We start from the raw sequence: 15,546 nt of genomic DNA on the forward strand, positions 1-15,546 counted from the left end.
TAAGCAAGATGGCAAACACTTTACCGATGTTGCAGGTCGCGCTGGATAACCAGTCAATGGATGATGCTTATCGCACCACGCGTCTGATCGCCAACGAGATCGATATTATCGAGGTTGGCACCATTCTGTGCGTGGCCGAAGGGGTGCGTGCGGTGCGCGATCTGAAGGCGCTTTATCCAGACCGTATCGTGCTGGCGGATGCCAAAATCGCCGATGCGGGCAAGATCCTCTCACGCATGTGTTTTGAGGCTAATGCAGACTGGGTCACGGTGATCTGCTGTGCCGATATCAACACCACCAAAGGGGCGATAGAGGTTGCTAAAGAGTTTAACGGTGATGTGCAGATTGAGTTGACAGGTTTCTGGACCTGGGAGCAGGCGCAGGAATGGCGCGATGCGGGGATCCTGCAAGTGGTTTACCACCGTAGCCGCGATGCGCAGGCCGCCGGGGTTGCCTGGAGCGATGCGGATATCACCGCCATCAAACGCCTGACCAGCATGGGCTTCAAGGTGACCGTGACCGGTGGTTTGGCCCTGGAAGATCTGCCGCTGTTCAAGGGCATTCCAATTCATGTGTTTATTGCTGGCCGCAGCATTCGCGATGCTGCCGATCCCGTGGCTGCCGCCCGTGAGTTTAAGCGTGCTATCGCCCAACTGTGGGGCTGATATTTTGCCCTCCCCCCAACCTTTACGTAGGGGCGCTGCATGCTGCGCCCATGTTAAGGTCAGATGCCGGTGTAAAATCCTGGCACGTTCCGTCCCCTCTCCCTGTGGGAGAGGGTGAGGGGAGAATTAAGCACCATACCCCATCATTTTCAGCAACTGCTGCGCCTGCTGCACTGCTTCCTGTCGATGGGCGACTCCCAGTTTCTGATACAGATTACGGATATGGGTTTTGATGGTGGTTGCCGCTACGGCCAGCTCCCCGGCGATCTGATCGTTGCTGTAACCGGAGTAAATCAGGCCCAGCACCTGCCATTCGCGCTGTGTCAGCGGGCTAGTGCGGATCAGCTCCGGCACCTGCGGGTGAGTCAACAGCTTATCGACGAAGTTCTCGTCAAAATGAGCGAACTTGTGCCGATGATGCTGGTTGATATCGCGCAGAATACGTTGAGCACGATGCTGTTCCATCTCTGGCAGCGTGTTGAGCTGGATCAACTGACGCAGTTGCTGCGCCATGGCCTCTCCCTCGATCACAAAGTGGCTGATAAACCCGGTGCGGTTGGCCAGCGAGAGTGACTCTATCAGCACGCGCTGGGCATCCACTTTGCGGTCCATCTGCCAATAGAGCTGGTTGCTGAGCAATAGGTTACGGTTTAGATCGCTGACCAACCGCAGGCGGCGAGCATTTTCGTTCAATTCGTCCAGCACCACTTCGGCTTCTTCGTACTGCCCAAGCAAGATCTGCACGCGGGCGATATTACGCCATTGCCCCTGCATAAAGTGGTTATTGGCCATCCCCGGTTTTTCGGTATGGCGCAGCCAGTTGGCCGCTGCGGCGGTATCACCGGTCATCTGCCAGTGGATCACCCGCGGTTTATCGGCGTTGGTCAGCCAGTCTCGGTGATATTGTGAACCGTGCAGCAAGACTTCGCTGCGCAGCAGATGGGCATTGGCATTATCTAGATCGCCACGCGCCAACGAGCATTTAGCCAGCATCGCCAGGCATTGCAACTGCTGCTGCGGCTGGTAGTTAGCCAGGACCTTCAGCCCCTCGCGTGCTGCCTCTTCGGCTTCGTCCAGCCGAGACCAAGACCACAGCACCTGTGAGCGAATGCGCAACAGGAACTCGTGCATCGGTAACTGCTCCAGATGCTGTTCCCGCACCAGTTCGAAGGCCTTATCCTGCGTTTCATAGGCGGCTTGCAGGAAGCCTTGTGCGATCAGAATTTCGCTCTGCTGCAATAGCGCCCACAGCGCATAGTGATAAGCCTGGTGACGGCGTGCCATCTGTTCGGTCTGCTGCATCATCGGCAGCGCCCGCGCCAGCTCCCCTTTGCAGTGGTGAACCTCACCGGTGACCGAGGTGGCCACGATACGGCTGTAATAGCTGGAAAGCGGCAGGAATTTCAGCGCTTCAGTGGCCAGACGTTCAGCCTCTTCTGGTTTACCTGCGTTGATTGCCACCTGAGCACGCAACGCGTCAAATTCGGCATGCAGCGTCTGGTCGATAACGATTTTTTGCTGGAGCATGGCCTGCTCAGCGCGTTCTAATTGAGTATTCACTTCGCTGTAACGGTGCTGGCTTTGTGCCAGCCAGGCTTGCAGTAGCGCCAGCTTCGGATTCTGGATCAGCCGTTCGTACGGCAGGGCATTCAGGCATTCTTCCAGCAGCGCCAATTCACTGTGGTGGAACAACGACCAGGCATGCTGCAACAGGATGTCGCGCAGCATGCTGACATCGCTGGCCGCCAAGGCATGGTGGATGGCCTCCGCCGGATAGCCGAGGGCCAGCCAACCTTCTGCGGCAGCACGGTGCAGGCCGGGCAGTTCCAGCGCCAGTTCCCACTGGCAACGCTGGCGCAGGAACGAGGCAAACAGCGGGTGAAAACAGAACCACTCGCCGGTGTCGTCCATGCGGTGAATAAACAGACCTTGGCGCTCAAGCTCTTCCAGGCGCTGTTGGCCGTTGTCTTCCCCGGTCAGGCGGACGATCAGCGCGTCGTTCATTGAACGCAGTACCGAGCAGCGTAGCAGGAACGCGCGGGCATCGGCATCAACGCGATCCAGCACTTCATCCACCAGATAATCGGACAGGTGGCTGGCGTTCAGCCCGGCCAGGCGTTTGGCGGATTGCTGGGCGGAAGAAGTGGATTGGCGGGCGGAGAGAGCGATCAGCTGCAAGGCGGTTGCCCATCCTTCCACTTCGTCGCACAGGCGGCTGCTGTCATTGTGCTCCAGCGGAGAACTAAGACGGCAGTCAAAGAACTGTTTCGCCTCCTGATGATTAAAGGCCAATTGCCGCGTGCTCAGCTCTAATAGCTGATCGCGGACGCGAAGGTTGGCGATCCCCAGGGGCGGTAAGGTGCGCGAAAGGATCAGCAGCGTAAGATTTTCTGGCTGGTGGCGTAGGAAGAAGCGCATCGCTTCATGGATCTGGTCATTGGTGATCAGATGATAATCGTCGATCACCAAGTATAGCGGCTGGTGCCATTCGGACAGCTCGATAAACAGCTGAGCGAACAGCGCCGAAAGGCTGGCGTATTGATGTTTCTGGCTTAACGCTTCGCTTTTCACGCAGTGGCCAGCGGTGGCCTGTTGCAGCGCGGCGATCAGATAACTGGCGAAGCGCTCCGGCTGGTTGTCGCTCTCATCCAGGGAGTACCACCCCAGATCCGATTTTCCTGCGGCCCATTGTGCCACCAGCGTGGTCTTACCATATCCTGCCGGGCAATTGACCAATGTCAGGCGATAGTTTGCCGCACTAGCTAACTTTGCCAGCAGACGATCGCGAACCACGGTATTTTGCAGCCGTACCGGGCGGCTCAGTTTTGATGGGATCAGCATAATATTCCAGATGTAAAGTGCGGTTCCCGCCGCCGAAGGACTGCCCGAGGAAATTCATCTCACCATATTCCTGACTCGGGACCGGGGTTAAATTAATTATTTTGTGGCTCGTAATTAATCCCCCTCCTTAAGGTCGAACATCATCAACGCTATTGCAACAAGCTTGCGCTTTGGCTTGAAGTTAAATTGCGATTGATCACACTTTTTTACGTTTGCCCTGGTATCTGCATTAGAGGTGCTTTACATAACGCCCGAATATCCACACCAGGCGAAGTGTCTCTGTGCTATTTACAGGGAAGTACAAAACTTCATCGGCCAGCATAACTATGCTAACGTCGTGATCGTGGTTCGCCGTCTGTTTTATGCTCATCGACAGTGTCGATAAGCTTCTTTGTTGTACGGAACGAGGGTTAAAAAGTGCCTGAGATCACAGTTTCAGCTACGCCCCAATCCTCCTCCCCAGCTAATCCCCAGGCGGGATGATGCCATTGCTCGTTCTCCCCGGCACGATAGTGAAAAAATTGGCCCATTTACTACCCAATGAAACTCAAGTTGCCGCTTGAAAGACGACGGGTACACCGGATAGAGAGTTTTACCTATGTCACAGCCTATGCTCAAAAAGGACGTTTTTCTGGCTGCACTGACTCGTCAGTGGCAGCGTTTTGGCCTCAGCTCCGCACAGCAGATGACCCAGCATCAATGGTGGGAGGCAGTGAGTGCCGCTCTCGCCGAACAGTTGGCTGCGCAACCTGCGCCGCGTAAAAGCAGCAAGCCGTTGCGCCATGTGAACTACATCTCGATGGAATTCCTGATTGGCCGTCTGACCGCCAACAACCTGATCAACCTTGGCTGGTACGATACCGTTGAAGCCGCGTTGGCAGAGCAGGACGTCAAGCTGGCAGATCTGCTGGAGCAGGAAACCGATCCGGCGTTGGGTAACGGTGGCCTTGGGCGTCTGGCTGCTTGCTTCCTGGACTCGATGGCAACAGTAGAACAACCGGCTACCGGTTATGGGCTGAACTATCAATACGGGCTATTCCGCCAGTCGTTCAAAGAGGGCCATCAGCAGGAGGCACCGGATAACTGGCAACGTGAGAGCTATCCATGGTTCCGCCACAATGCGGCGCTGAGCGTGGATGTTGGAATTGGTGGCAAGGTAGAGAAACTGGCCGATGGCCGCCAACTGTGGCACCCGGAGTTTACCCTGCGTGGTGAAGCCTGGGATCTGCCGGTGCTGGGCTTCCGTAACGGAGTCACCCAGCCACTGCGCCTGTGGCAGGCAACGCATGCTCATCCATTCGATCTGGGGGATTTCAACGACGGCAAATTCCTGCAGGCGGAAAAGCAGGGTGTTGAAGCCGCCAAGTTGACCAAGGTGCTCTATCCGAATGACAACCATCAGGCTGGCAAACGCCTGCGCCTGATGCAGCAGTATTTCCAGTGTGCCTGCTCGGTGGCCGATATTCTGCGTAAGCACCATCTGGCCGGGCGCAAGATTGAGGAGTTGCCGAAGTACGAAGTGATCCAACTCAACGACACCCACCCAACCATCGCGATCCCAGAGCTGCTGCGTATTCTGCTCGATGAGCACCAGTTGGATTGGGATGCGGCCTGGGCGATCACCAGCAAGACCTTTGCCTATACCAACCACACCCTGATGCCGGAAGCCCTGGAGTGCTGGGATGAGAAGCTGGTTCGCAGCCTGTTGCCGCGCCACTTCGCCATCATCAAACAGATCAACGCCAACTTTAAGCAACTGGTGGATAAACACTGGCCGGGCGATGACGCCGTTTGGGCCAAGCTGGCGGTGCACCACGGCAAGCAGGTGCGCATGGCAAACCTGTGTGTAGTCAGCGGTTTTGCGGTTAACGGCGTAGCTCAGTTGCACTCGGATCTGGTGGTCAAAGATCTGTTCCCGGAATATCACCAGCTGTGGCCGAACAAATTCCACAACGTCACCAACGGCATTACGCCGCGCCGCTGGCTCAAGCAGTGTAACCCGGCGTTGTCTGGCTTGATCGACACCACGCTGAAAGTTGAATGGGCCAACGATCTCGATGCGCTGAAGGGGCTGGAAAAATATGCCGAAGACGCCGCCTTCCGCGAGCAGTATCAGCAGATCAAGCGCGATAACAAGGTGATCCTGGCCAATTACGTGCACAGCGTCATGGGGCTGACGCTCAACCCGGATGCGATCTTCGACGTGCAGATCAAACGCCTGCACGAATACAAACGTCAGCACCTGAACCTGCTGCACATCCTTTCGCTGTATCGTCAGTTGCGGGATAACCCGGATCTGGACATTGTGCCACGCGTGTTCCTGTTTGGTGCCAAAGCCGCGCCGGGCTACTACTTGGCGAAGAACATCATCTATGCGATCAATCAGGCCGCAGAGAAGATCAATAACGATCCGATCGTCAAGGATCGCCTGAAAGTGGCCTTTATCCCGGATTACCGCGTTTCCGTGGCGGAACTGATGATCCCGGCGGCGGACATTTCCGAGCAGGTCTCGACGGCGGGTAAAGAAGCCTCTGGCACCGGCAACATGAAACTGGCGTTGAACGGTGCACTGACCGTTGGCACGCTGGACGGGGCCAACGTCGAGATTGCCGAGCAGGTCGGCGAAGACAACATCTTCATCTTCGGTAACACCGTGGAGCAGGTCAAGGCGCTGTTGGCCAAGGGCTATGATCCGCTGAGCTATCGCAAGAAAGACAAACACCTGAAAGCGATCCTGGACGAACTGGCCAGCGGCGCATTCAGCCACGGTGACAAGCACGCTTTCGATATGATGCTGCACAGCCTGTTGGAAGGCGGCGATCCGTATCTGGTGCTGGCGGACTTTGCTTCCTACTGCGAAGCTCAACGGCAGGTAGACAAACTGTATCGTGACCGCGACGAATGGACGCGCCGCACTATCCTTAACACCGCGCGCGTAGGCATGTTCAGCTCGGATCGTTCGATCCGTGACTATCAGCAACGCATTTGGCAAGCCAAGCGTTAAGGAGTGCGAATGAGTAAAGGTATCGATCAGGTAGCAGCCCAGGCTGGGATTGCTGCCGATTACATCAATGCCCATGGCCAGCGGCAGGCGACGCCGCTGGAAACCAAACGTAAGCTGTTGGCGGCGATGAACCCTGCATCATTGCAACCGTCAACGGCTCCCTTGCCGGCAGTGAAGGTTGTTTATCACGGTAACCCGGTGGCGCTGCCGCTGGGCGGAGAAGGCGAGTTTCATTGGGTGTTGTTGCGTGAGGACGGAAGCCAGCAACAGGGCCGGGCCTGCGCACATAAAACGTTGACCCTGCCGGGTGAATTACCGCTCGGCTATCACCAGCTCACTTTGCAGCAGGGTGAGCAGCAATGGGCCTGCCGGCTGATTGTCGCGCCCAAGCGTTGCTACGAGCCGGATGCCTTGCTGACCGGTAAGAAGCTGTGGGGAGCCTGCGTACAGCTCTACACGCTGCGATCCGAGCGTAACTGGGGTATTGGGGATTTTGGCGATCTGCGGGCAATGGTCGGCGAAGTGGGTGAACGCGGTGGGGCCTTTATCGGACTCAACCCGATCCACGCGCTGTATCCGGCCAGCCCGGAAAGCGCCAGCCCTTATAGCCCGTCGTCACGCCGTTGGTTGAACGTGGTGTATATCGACGTCAACGTGGTGGAAGATTTCCAGCTTAGCCAGGCCGCGCAAAAATGGTGGCAGAAAGCCACGACGCAAAAACTGTTGGCTAAGGCACGCAATAGCGATCTGGTGGACTACAGCACGGTAACGGAATTGAAGCTGGCGGCATTGAAGCTGGCTTTCCCGCATTTCCAGGCGCGTAAGCCGCAGGATGCGCTGAAGCAGGAGTTTGAACGCTTCGTTGGGGAGGGGGGCAGCAGCCTGTATCAGCAGGCGGCGTACGATGCGTTACATGCCCATCTCATCACTCAAGACAGCACCATGTGGGGCTGGCCAGCCTGGCCGGAGGAATATCAGCAGGGTAATAGCCCGGCGGTGGAAACCTTCTGTAAGCAGCACGAGGATGAGGTTAGCTTCTACCTGTGGCTGCAATGGTTGGCGGCCCGCCAGTTTGCCGAGTGCTTCAGCCAAAGCCAGCAGCGGCAGATGCCGATTGGCCTGTATCGCGATCTGGCGGTCGGGGTGGCCGAGGGGGGAGTGGAAACCTGGTGTGAGCGTGAGCTGTATTGCATGCAAGCCTCGGTAGGTGCTCCGCCGGATATCCTCGGGCCGCTGGGGCAAAACTGGGGCCTGCCGCCGATGGATCCGCATGTGATGGTGGCGCGGGGCTATCAGCCGTTTATCGATTTGCTGCGGGCCAATATGACCAGTTGCGGTGCCTTGCGTATCGATCACGTGATGGCGATGCTGCGCTTATGGTGGATCCCTTACGGCGAAACGGCCGATCACGGTGCCTATGTGAAATACCCGGTTGACGATCTGCTGGCGCTGTTGGCCTTGGAGAGTCAGCGTCATCGCTGCATGGTGATTGGGGAAGATCTGGGAACCGTGCCGGTGGAGATTGTCGGCAAGCTGCGTGATAGCGGCGTCTATTCCTATAAGGTGCTGTATTTCGAGCATGATGCCGATAAGCAGTTCCGTGCGCCGCAGTCTTATCCGGTGCAGGCGATGGCGACCATTACCACTCACGATCTGCCAACGCTGCGTGGTTACTGGCAAAGCGGCGATCTGACGCTCGGCAACCAACTGGGGTTATACCCGGATGCGCAAGTGCTCAAAGAGCTGTTTGCCGATCGTGAGCGGGCCAAACAGGGGTTGCTGGATGGGCTGCATCGCTACGGTTGTGTCCCGCAAAAGGTGGGTAAGAAAGCCTCATTGCTGAGCATGAGTCCGTTGCTGAATCGGGGTCTGCAACGCTATGTGGCAGATAGCGCCAGCGCGCTGTTGGGTCTGCAACCAGAAGACTGGTTAGACATGGCGGAACCGGTCAATATTCCCGGTACCAGCAATGAGTATCCAAACTGGCGGCGCAAGCTGAGCCAGACGTTGGAAGCCATGTTTGCCGATCCTGAGGTTAATCGTTTATTGAAGGATTTGGATAAGCGACGCAGAAAGGTTTCGGTAGGTTAAATACACAGGGGGTTGGCAAGCCAACCCCCTTTGCGAGTATCAGTAGTAGGAGTGATCGCCGCGCTGGTGTTCGGTGAGATCGCGCACGCCTTTCAGTTCCGGGAACTTTTGCAGCAGCTCTTTCTCGATCCCTTCCTTCAGCGTGACATCCACCATCGAACAACCGTTGCAACCGCCGCCGAACTGCAAGATGGCCAGTGCGTCGTCGGTGATTTCCATCAGCGTAACGCGGCCACCGTGGCCAGCCAGCTGCGGGTTGATCTGTGATTGCAGCACGTATTCTACGCGCTCCATCAGCGGCGCATTGTCGTCGACTTTACGCATTTTGGCGTTAGGCGCTTTCAGCGTCAGCTGTGAGCCGAGCTGATCGGTGACGAAGTCGATTTCGGCATCGTCCAGATAAGGCGCGCTCAACTCATCGACGTAAGCGGACAGCCTCTCAAATTTGAGTTCGGTGTCGGTTGCTTCCACCGCGTCTGGCGGGCAATAAGAGACACCGCATTCGGCCGTCGGCGTACCCGGATTGATCACGAATACGCGGATTTGGGTGCCTTCTTCTTGGCTTGCCAGCAGTTTGGCAAAGTGTTCCTGTGCAGCATCTGTTATACGGATCATAGCATTAGCTCAATAGTTGACTTCTATAGTAGGTTATAATACGCCCATTGCCCTGGTACTACAACGTGCGGCAAACGCACCAAATCTGCAATGAGGCGACGCCCTGACGCTGTAACAGTGTAGCGATTTCCGCCATGGTGCTGCCAGTGGTAACCACATCATCCAGCAGTGCTACATGCCTGCCAGCCAGATCCTCATCACAACGGAAAGCACCGCGCAGATTACGCCGCCGCAGGCGCGCTATCAATTGCTGTTGTGGCGCCGTCGCCCTGATCCGGCGCAATGCCGCAGGGTGATATTCACAGCTCAACCAGCGGGCCAGTGGTCGAGCCAGCAGATCGCTTTGGTTATAACCGCGCCGCCAGCAGCGTTTATCCTGTAAGGGTACCGCTAAAATCACTTCCGGTCTGTTCAGATGTTGCTCTCGGTGTGCTTGCAGCCAGTGCAGCAGGATCAAACGGGCCAGCGTGGGAGCCAGCGCCGGTGTCTGCTGGAACTTGAAATTTCTGACCAGGGTGCTGATGGGCGGGCGGTAATCTGTGGCAAATACCAGCGCTTGCCAAGGGGGCGGTTTTTGCAGGCATCGCCCACAGGGCTGATGGGGATCGCTACTGGGCAAGCCGCAAGTAGGACAGCAACAGGGTTTTACGGGCAGCGAGCGTAGGCAGTAGCTACAGATGCCCTGTTGCATTAGCCGCAATGGCTGTCGGCATAGCCAACAGCGGCTGTGGATTGGTAGCATAGCGTCACCTCCTTTTAACAGGATACTAATTGATGACAGAGCTGTACTGGCAAACGATAGGTGAAGGCGATCGCGATCTTGTGCTGCTGCACGGATGGGGACTGAATGCCGAGGTCTGGGGTTGCACGTTGGAGCGATTGGCTCCGCATTTTCGTCTGCACCTGGTGGACTTACCGGGCTATGGCCGCAGCCAGGGTTATGGAGCCGTCTCGTTAACGCAGATGGCGCAGATAGTGCTGGCCGCCGCACCCAAGCAGGCTTATTGGCTGGGCTGGTCCCTCGGTGGGCTGGTGGCAGGGCAGATCGCCCTTATGCAGTCTGAGCGGGTGACCGGGCTGATCACCGTGGCTTCTTCGCCCTGCTTTACGGCGCACGATGCGTGGCCGGGGATCCGCCCGGAAGTGCTCAGTGGCTTCCAGCAGCAGCTCAGTCATGATTTTCAGCGCACCGTGGAACGCTTCCTGGCGTTGCAAACGCTGGGCACGGAAAGCGCCCGTCAGGATGCACGCCAACTGAAAACCGTGGTGCTCAATCAGCCGATGCCAGGCGTTGAGGTGCTTAATGGGGGGCTGGAGATGCTACGCACGGTCGATCAACGCCAGTCACTGGCGGCACTGACGATGCCGGTACTGCGGATTTATGGCTATCTCGACGGATTGGTGCCGCGCAAAGTCGCATCCCTGCTAGACGAAATGTGGCCGAACTCCACCTCGGTGGTGATGGCCAAAGCGGCTCATGCGCCGTTTATTTCTCATCCAGAAGCATTCGCTAACATTATTAATCACTTTGTCGCAACCGAGTAAGGATGCGGTCTGGCGGGGATATCTTATTGATTACAGATTATAAAAGCACAAAACAGCGGTAAAAAATTAATCAATGGGTGGATAAAAATCGAACCTGTTCGATACTTGAAGAGGTAAATGCGTGGCTGCAAGGTGAATATGTCCGTATCAATTTTCACTTTGGCGATTTGTTTCTGGGCAGAGAGAGCTTCGTCAGGGAAAGCAACGAAGCTGTTAGACGTCGCGGTAGCCAAGCTCGATGACGCATTTGTTGTTAGTCGCTTTCATAAAAACTAATTTATCCATTGAGAGGTATTGTCATGAAATCATTGAAGATGATCGTTGCGGCGTTGATTGTAGGTTCAGTGTCTTTCGGTTCGATGGCTGCAACCTTGCTCACCAAGGACGAGCTGGCTAAGGATCCGGGCAAGTATGAGAAAATTGGTACTGTAACGTCGACCGCCCAAGCGACTGACCCAATGGATTTGAAAGAAGAGCTGTCCAAGCTGGCCGATGAGAAAGGCGGCCAATACTATGTCGTGCTGGCTGCTCGTGAGCACGGCAAATTCAGCGCAGTAGCTGAAGTATATAAAGACAAGAAATAATCTCTAAGCCAGGGGCGCAGGTAAATTATCGCGCCCCTGTATTTACCCCTTCAGACGATAAATCACCGTTTTACACGCCAGCCCTTCCGGGCAACTCTTGCAACTGCCACTCAGACATTCGCTGCTGTCGAGCTCAAGCCGTTCAACTTTCCCTAACGCTGTCAAACGCTCCAGCATGGCCTCAACCAAGGGTAAGGGTGTCGCCAGTTGGTGGCTCAGCTGTTGCGCCTGAGCGCCGCCCTGCAGGGCTAGCGCATCACGGAGTTGCAGCAGGCTGGCCATCAGTGACAGTCACCCTGCGAACTTTGGCAACAGGATGCCGAGGCGGCGCTACGCAAGCGGATCGTTACGCGGCTACGTGCCTTGCGCAAGCCCAATAGCACCAGCGCATTGAACAGCAGCACGATCAGGATCGCCGTGGCGCTGTATTGCGGATGCTGGCTGAAGGTTGCGGCCTGATAGAACAACGTTGCCAGCGAGTAGGCCACATTCAGTCCCCACAGGATAGAGAAGGTCATCCAGCCACGGCTGGATTCCCGCGCAATGGCACCCATCACCGAAACGCAGGGCACATACAGCAACACGAAGATCAGATAGCTATAGGCCGAGATTGACGTGCCAAATTTGCTGCTCATCATGCCCATCGAACCGACACCCATTTCACCATCGCCCTTGCTGGCTTCGATTGGGTTGGAGAGGACGCTCAGGCTGAAGGTATTCTTCAGACCTTGCCAGGTTTCGTTGACGGCGGCACCCAGTTCATCAAGCAGATTGAAATTAGCGGCATCGAAGTGCTCATTGGTGATGTTTTCTGCGGTGTACAGCGTGTTGAGCGTCCCGACCACCACTTCTTTGGCCATCGCCCCTGTCACCAGCCCAACGGTGGCCTGCCAGTTATCATTATGCACGCCCATTGGCTGCAATAACGGTGTCAGCACCTTGGAGACGGAGGCCAAGGCGGAATCATTGATGCTGTCTACCGGCTGGCCGCTGAACGAGAAGCTGTTCAAACCGCCAATAAAGATACTGGCAATCACGATCACTTTCCCGGCGCGCAGCACGAAACCCTTCAGGCGCTGCCAGGTTTGCAGCAGCAGGCTTTTCAGATGCGGCACGTGGTAAACCGGCAATTCCATCACGAACGGCGATGCTTCACCGCGCATGATGGTGTATTTCAACACCAGGCCAGTGAGAATGGCGACCACGATGCCAAGCATATACAGTGAGAACACCACGCCCGCGCCATCCTGGCCAAAGAAGGCGGCGGCAAAAACGGCAAAAATGGCCAAGCGTGCGCCGCAGGACATAAATGGCGCCATCATGATGGTGATCAGGCGCTCACGCGGAGCATCCAGGGTGCGTGCACCCATAATCGATGGCACGTTACAGCCAAAACCGACGATCAGCGGGACAAAGGATTTACCCGGCAGCCCGAGCGCCTGCATCAGGCGATCCATAACAAATGCCGCACGGGCCATATAGCCCGAGTCTTCCAGGAATGACAGGAACAGGTACATCATGCCGATCTGGGGAACCAGCGGCAGCACGGTATTGATACCGCCCCCCACGCCCTGCGCCAGGAAAACGGTCAGCCACTGCGGGAAATGCAGGGTATAACCGACCCACTGGATACCCTGGATAAAGATCGCCGCCGAACCGAGATCGAAGATCGGTTGCAGCGCGCCGCCGATGTTGATCGCCAATACGAACATGATGTACATCACCAGCAGGAAGATCGGTACCCCCAGCCAGCGGTTGAGGATCACCCGATCCAGCACTTCCGTCAGACGGTTTGGCAGCGCCTGCTGTGAGTTGCTGACCGCATCGCAAATGGTGGCGATCGACTGGTAGCGGGCATCGGCAATCACCAGCGCGGGATCTTCCTGATGCTGCTGTTGCAGCGCCAGTCGGGCCTGTGGCAGCAGCTCGGTGGCTTTACCGGCCAACTGATGGCTGTAGATGTCGCCTTCCAGCATTTGCAGGGCCAGCCAGCGCCGCTGCTCGGTAGGCAGTTGTTGAGGCATAGCCTCGGTCAGCGTCGTGATTTCGTTTAGTAATAGGGGTGGATAGGACACCAGCGCTTTCAACTGATTGAAACGGTGGTTGTCGATGGTCTGTTTCAGTAGACCAATGCCGTCAGCCTTGGTGGAAATCATGGACACTACCGGGCAGCCTAGGTGTTCGGCAAGGGCGGTGACATCGATCTCGATATTCTGGCTTTTGGCAATATCCTGCATGTTCAACGCCACGATGCACGGAATACCCAACTCCAGCAGTTGCAGCGTCAGGTAGAGGTTACGCTCCAGGTTGGAGGCATCGACCACGTTGATCAGCATATCCGCATCGCCGCTCAGGATGTAGTGACAGGCGATCTGCTCATCCAGCGAGGTTTGCTCAGAGATGGTAGTGAGCGAGTAGGTACCGGGTAAATCAACCAGCGTCACCTGCGACTGCGGCGTCGTAAACTGGCCCTCTTTACGCTCAACCGTCACTCCGGCCCAGTTACCGACCCGCTGGCGTGCCCCGGTGAGCTGGTTGAACAGCGTTGTCTTGCCCGAGTTCGGGTTGCCGATTAAGCCAATAGTGATTTTTTTCATAAACCAACGTGATATCAGTGAATTAAATACCTGCCGTGTTTGCACACGGCAACAGCCTGAGGCGGGGATAGCGCGTTACGGTTGGCCATCGAGCAGGATCAGGTCTAAATCTTTCTTCCGCAGCACCAGGCTCACGCGGCGAGTTTTTATTTCTATCGGATCGCCCAGCGGTGCCACGCGCACCACGTCAAACTGCGAGCCAGGCAACATGCCGAGCGACAGCAACTTCTGGCGGTAGGCTGGGCTGATCTCGCTGGAGAAGCCGGTAATTTTATAGGTATGTTTAGGAAGCAGCTGCATATTGCCTTCTCAATGCGTTGGGAATTCCCACAGGAATGCCACCTTCAGAACATTTGCTGCCCAGACGACCGGTGAAAAGGTGAATGGGGCCAGAAGCGCCGAGCTATAAAGCGGAGCAATGAATACGCAGAATCATAGTGATAACCATTATCGTATTCAATACAGAATGTGTGGGTAATTGTAAGTAGCGGCTCATTTAGCTGAGACGGTTTGCTTGCCTTAGTTTTAGCACTAAGCCCAACGCACTGCAAATGAGCGCAAAAGGTTAATTAAGTTGCAAATTTGTGCATCTCCTTACTTGGATGAAACAGTTGTAGCCCTATTGGCTCGGCTGAGATATTCATGGTGCGAAGCTGGTAACATCGATTGCTGTAAATGAGAGGGGTAAGTATTTGTGTTTACGGCACAATCACCGTTTTGCCAAGACGGTGTTAATAGAGAGTGTTAACAAAGGGGTATTTTTGCTGGTACGGAGGTGGTGGGGGATAGCACCAAACCAGGGAGCAAAAAATCATCATTTTATTGTTGTGCGTCAAAAATAGGCCCCTCACCTTAAGCTTCTCCCATAGGGCTGGGAGCGGATCGGCGTTGTGAGGATTCTTTGTGGCACGCTAATTCTTCCTTCTTGGGGAGAGGCTTAGGGGGATGGGATTTACGTCGAATTCCCTCCCCTATATTATCCCGCCCCAAAGTTTGGCCTTCTTCACATTGCGTATAATATTCATTAGCAATTTTTATGTTTATACTTTTTTCAGATGGAAGCGTCCTGTAATGTATTAAGGAAATGCGAGACAAGGAGGATGTATGGCAGGTAAGGCCGTGATTTTACAAGGTGACAAAACCTCTCATGGTGGAGTCGTGCTGCAGGGATCGTCAGTGATGCAGTTCTGCGGGACGAACGTCGCGCTGGTGGGGCATTTGGTTTCCTGCCCTCAATGCAAAGGAGTTTTTCCTATTGTCTCTGGTGCACAAACCGCACTGGTCGGTGGGGTGCCCGTGGCCCTGGACGGAATGAAAACCGCCTGTGGGGCCTCTCTGATTGCTTCACAACATGAATGTAATGCCTGACGGCTATTTTATTCGCTGCCGATCAAGAACCCTGCCTGTTTTCACCGCACTGGCGATAAACAAGCCGATGTTTGCCCAGCCCTCACTATCCAGTGTGAAACCGATAGATTCGGTTTAATGGCGTAATACATAGCTCAAAAGCTTGCTCACTTCTCGGTGTTGACTACTCATTTCCATTCCTTGTTGTTCGTAACTACATATCATCTGGTAGCTCTAACGGGCGCAGCATGCAGCGC

At 55.7% G+C, this 15,546-nt stretch carries 12 protein-coding genes; 6 read left to right on the plus strand and 6 right to left on the minus strand.

The features are described 5' to 3' along the window. The first annotated feature begins 8 nt into the window (after window positions 1–8). Window positions 9–665, plus strand: coding sequence for a 3-keto-L-gulonate-6-phosphate decarboxylase UlaD (locus tag U869_RS0107335; protein WP_029987221.1), 657 nt, complete (start codon window positions 9–11; stop codon window positions 663–665). A 126-nt stretch (window positions 666–791) separates the two neighbouring features. Here U869_RS0107335 and malT read toward each other — a convergent pair whose 3' ends face one another. Next, complete coding sequence (malT, locus tag U869_RS0107340; protein WP_025119257.1) at window positions 792–3,506, minus strand: HTH-type transcriptional regulator MalT; 2,715 nt, start codon at window positions 3,504–3,506, stop codon at window positions 792–794. 598 nt (window positions 3,507–4,104) lie between these two features. Here malT and malP point away from each other — a divergent pair. Further along, entirely contained in the window at window positions 4,105–6,510 is a 2,406-nt protein-coding gene (malP, locus tag U869_RS0107345; protein ID WP_025119256.1) for a maltodextrin phosphorylase, read from the plus strand. Between the two features lie 9 nt (window positions 6,511–6,519). Beyond that, window positions 6,520–8,601 (plus strand): 4-alpha-glucanotransferase, encoded by a 2,082-nt coding sequence (malQ, locus tag U869_RS0107350; RefSeq protein ID WP_025119255.1) that lies wholly within the window; start codon window positions 6,520–6,522, stop codon window positions 8,599–8,601. A 39-nt stretch (window positions 8,602–8,640) separates the two neighbouring features. On the opposite strand, the gene nfuA is transcribed toward malQ, so the two are convergent. Continuing rightward, window positions 8,641–9,216 carry a Fe-S biogenesis protein NfuA gene (gene nfuA, locus U869_RS0107355; RefSeq protein WP_025119254.1) on the minus strand — a complete coding sequence of 192 codons (576 nt, stop codon included), beginning with the start codon at window positions 9,214–9,216 and terminating at the stop codon, window positions 8,641–8,643. 58 nt (window positions 9,217–9,274) lie between these two features. Further along, on the minus strand, window positions 9,275–9,958 hold the full coding sequence (gene gntX / locus U869_RS0107360) for a DNA utilization protein GntX (protein ID WP_025119253.1): 684 nt from the start codon (window positions 9,956–9,958) through the stop codon (window positions 9,275–9,277). Between the two features lie 32 nt (window positions 9,959–9,990). Here gntX and bioH point away from each other — a divergent pair, with 32 nt between their 5' ends. Both bioH and U869_RS0107370 read left to right on the plus strand, forming a co-directional pair. Then, window positions 9,991–10,761 carry a pimeloyl-ACP methyl ester esterase BioH gene (bioH, locus tag U869_RS0107365; RefSeq protein ID WP_025119252.1) on the plus strand — a complete coding sequence of 257 codons (771 nt, stop codon included), beginning with the start codon at window positions 9,991–9,993 and terminating at the stop codon, window positions 10,759–10,761. Window positions 10,762–11,060: 299 nt separating this feature from the next. Continuing rightward, window positions 11,061–11,345, plus strand: coding sequence for a YdgH/BhsA/McbA-like domain containing protein (locus U869_RS0107370; RefSeq protein WP_025119251.1), 285 nt, complete (start codon window positions 11,061–11,063; stop codon window positions 11,343–11,345). 42 nt (window positions 11,346–11,387) lie between these two features. Here the strand turns inward: U869_RS0107370 and U869_RS0107375 are convergent, their stop codons facing one another. The 3 genes from U869_RS0107375 to feoA all read right to left on the minus strand — a co-directional run bounded on the left by U869_RS0107375 (window position 11,388) and on the right by feoA (window position 14,242). Further along, window positions 11,388–11,627 carry a FeoC-like transcriptional regulator gene (locus U869_RS0107375; protein ID WP_025119250.1) on the minus strand — a complete coding sequence of 80 codons (240 nt, stop codon included), beginning with the start codon at window positions 11,625–11,627 and terminating at the stop codon, window positions 11,388–11,390. Next, entirely contained in the window at window positions 11,627–13,942 is a 2,316-nt protein-coding gene (gene feoB, locus U869_RS0107380) for a Fe(2+) transporter permease subunit FeoB (protein ID WP_025119249.1), read from the minus strand. Before feoB ends, U869_RS0107375 begins: the two co-directional genes overlap by 1 nt. 75 nt (window positions 13,943–14,017) lie before the next feature. After that, window positions 14,018–14,242: a ferrous iron transporter A gene (gene feoA / locus U869_RS0107385; protein WP_025119248.1), complete on the minus strand. Its 225-nt coding sequence runs from the start codon at window positions 14,240–14,242 to the stop codon at window positions 14,018–14,020. Between the two features lie 804 nt (window positions 14,243–15,046). Here feoA and U869_RS0107390 point away from each other — a divergent pair. Next, window positions 15,047–15,310, plus strand: a complete 264-nt coding sequence (locus U869_RS0107390; protein WP_025119247.1) for a PAAR domain-containing protein — start codon at window positions 15,047–15,049, stop codon at window positions 15,308–15,310. Window positions 15,311–15,546 lie beyond the last annotated feature (236 nt).

This window comes from Serratia sp. H1w (assembly GCF_000633355.1).
In the GTDB taxonomy this organism is placed as follows: Bacteria; Pseudomonadota; Gammaproteobacteria; order Enterobacterales; family Enterobacteriaceae; genus Chania.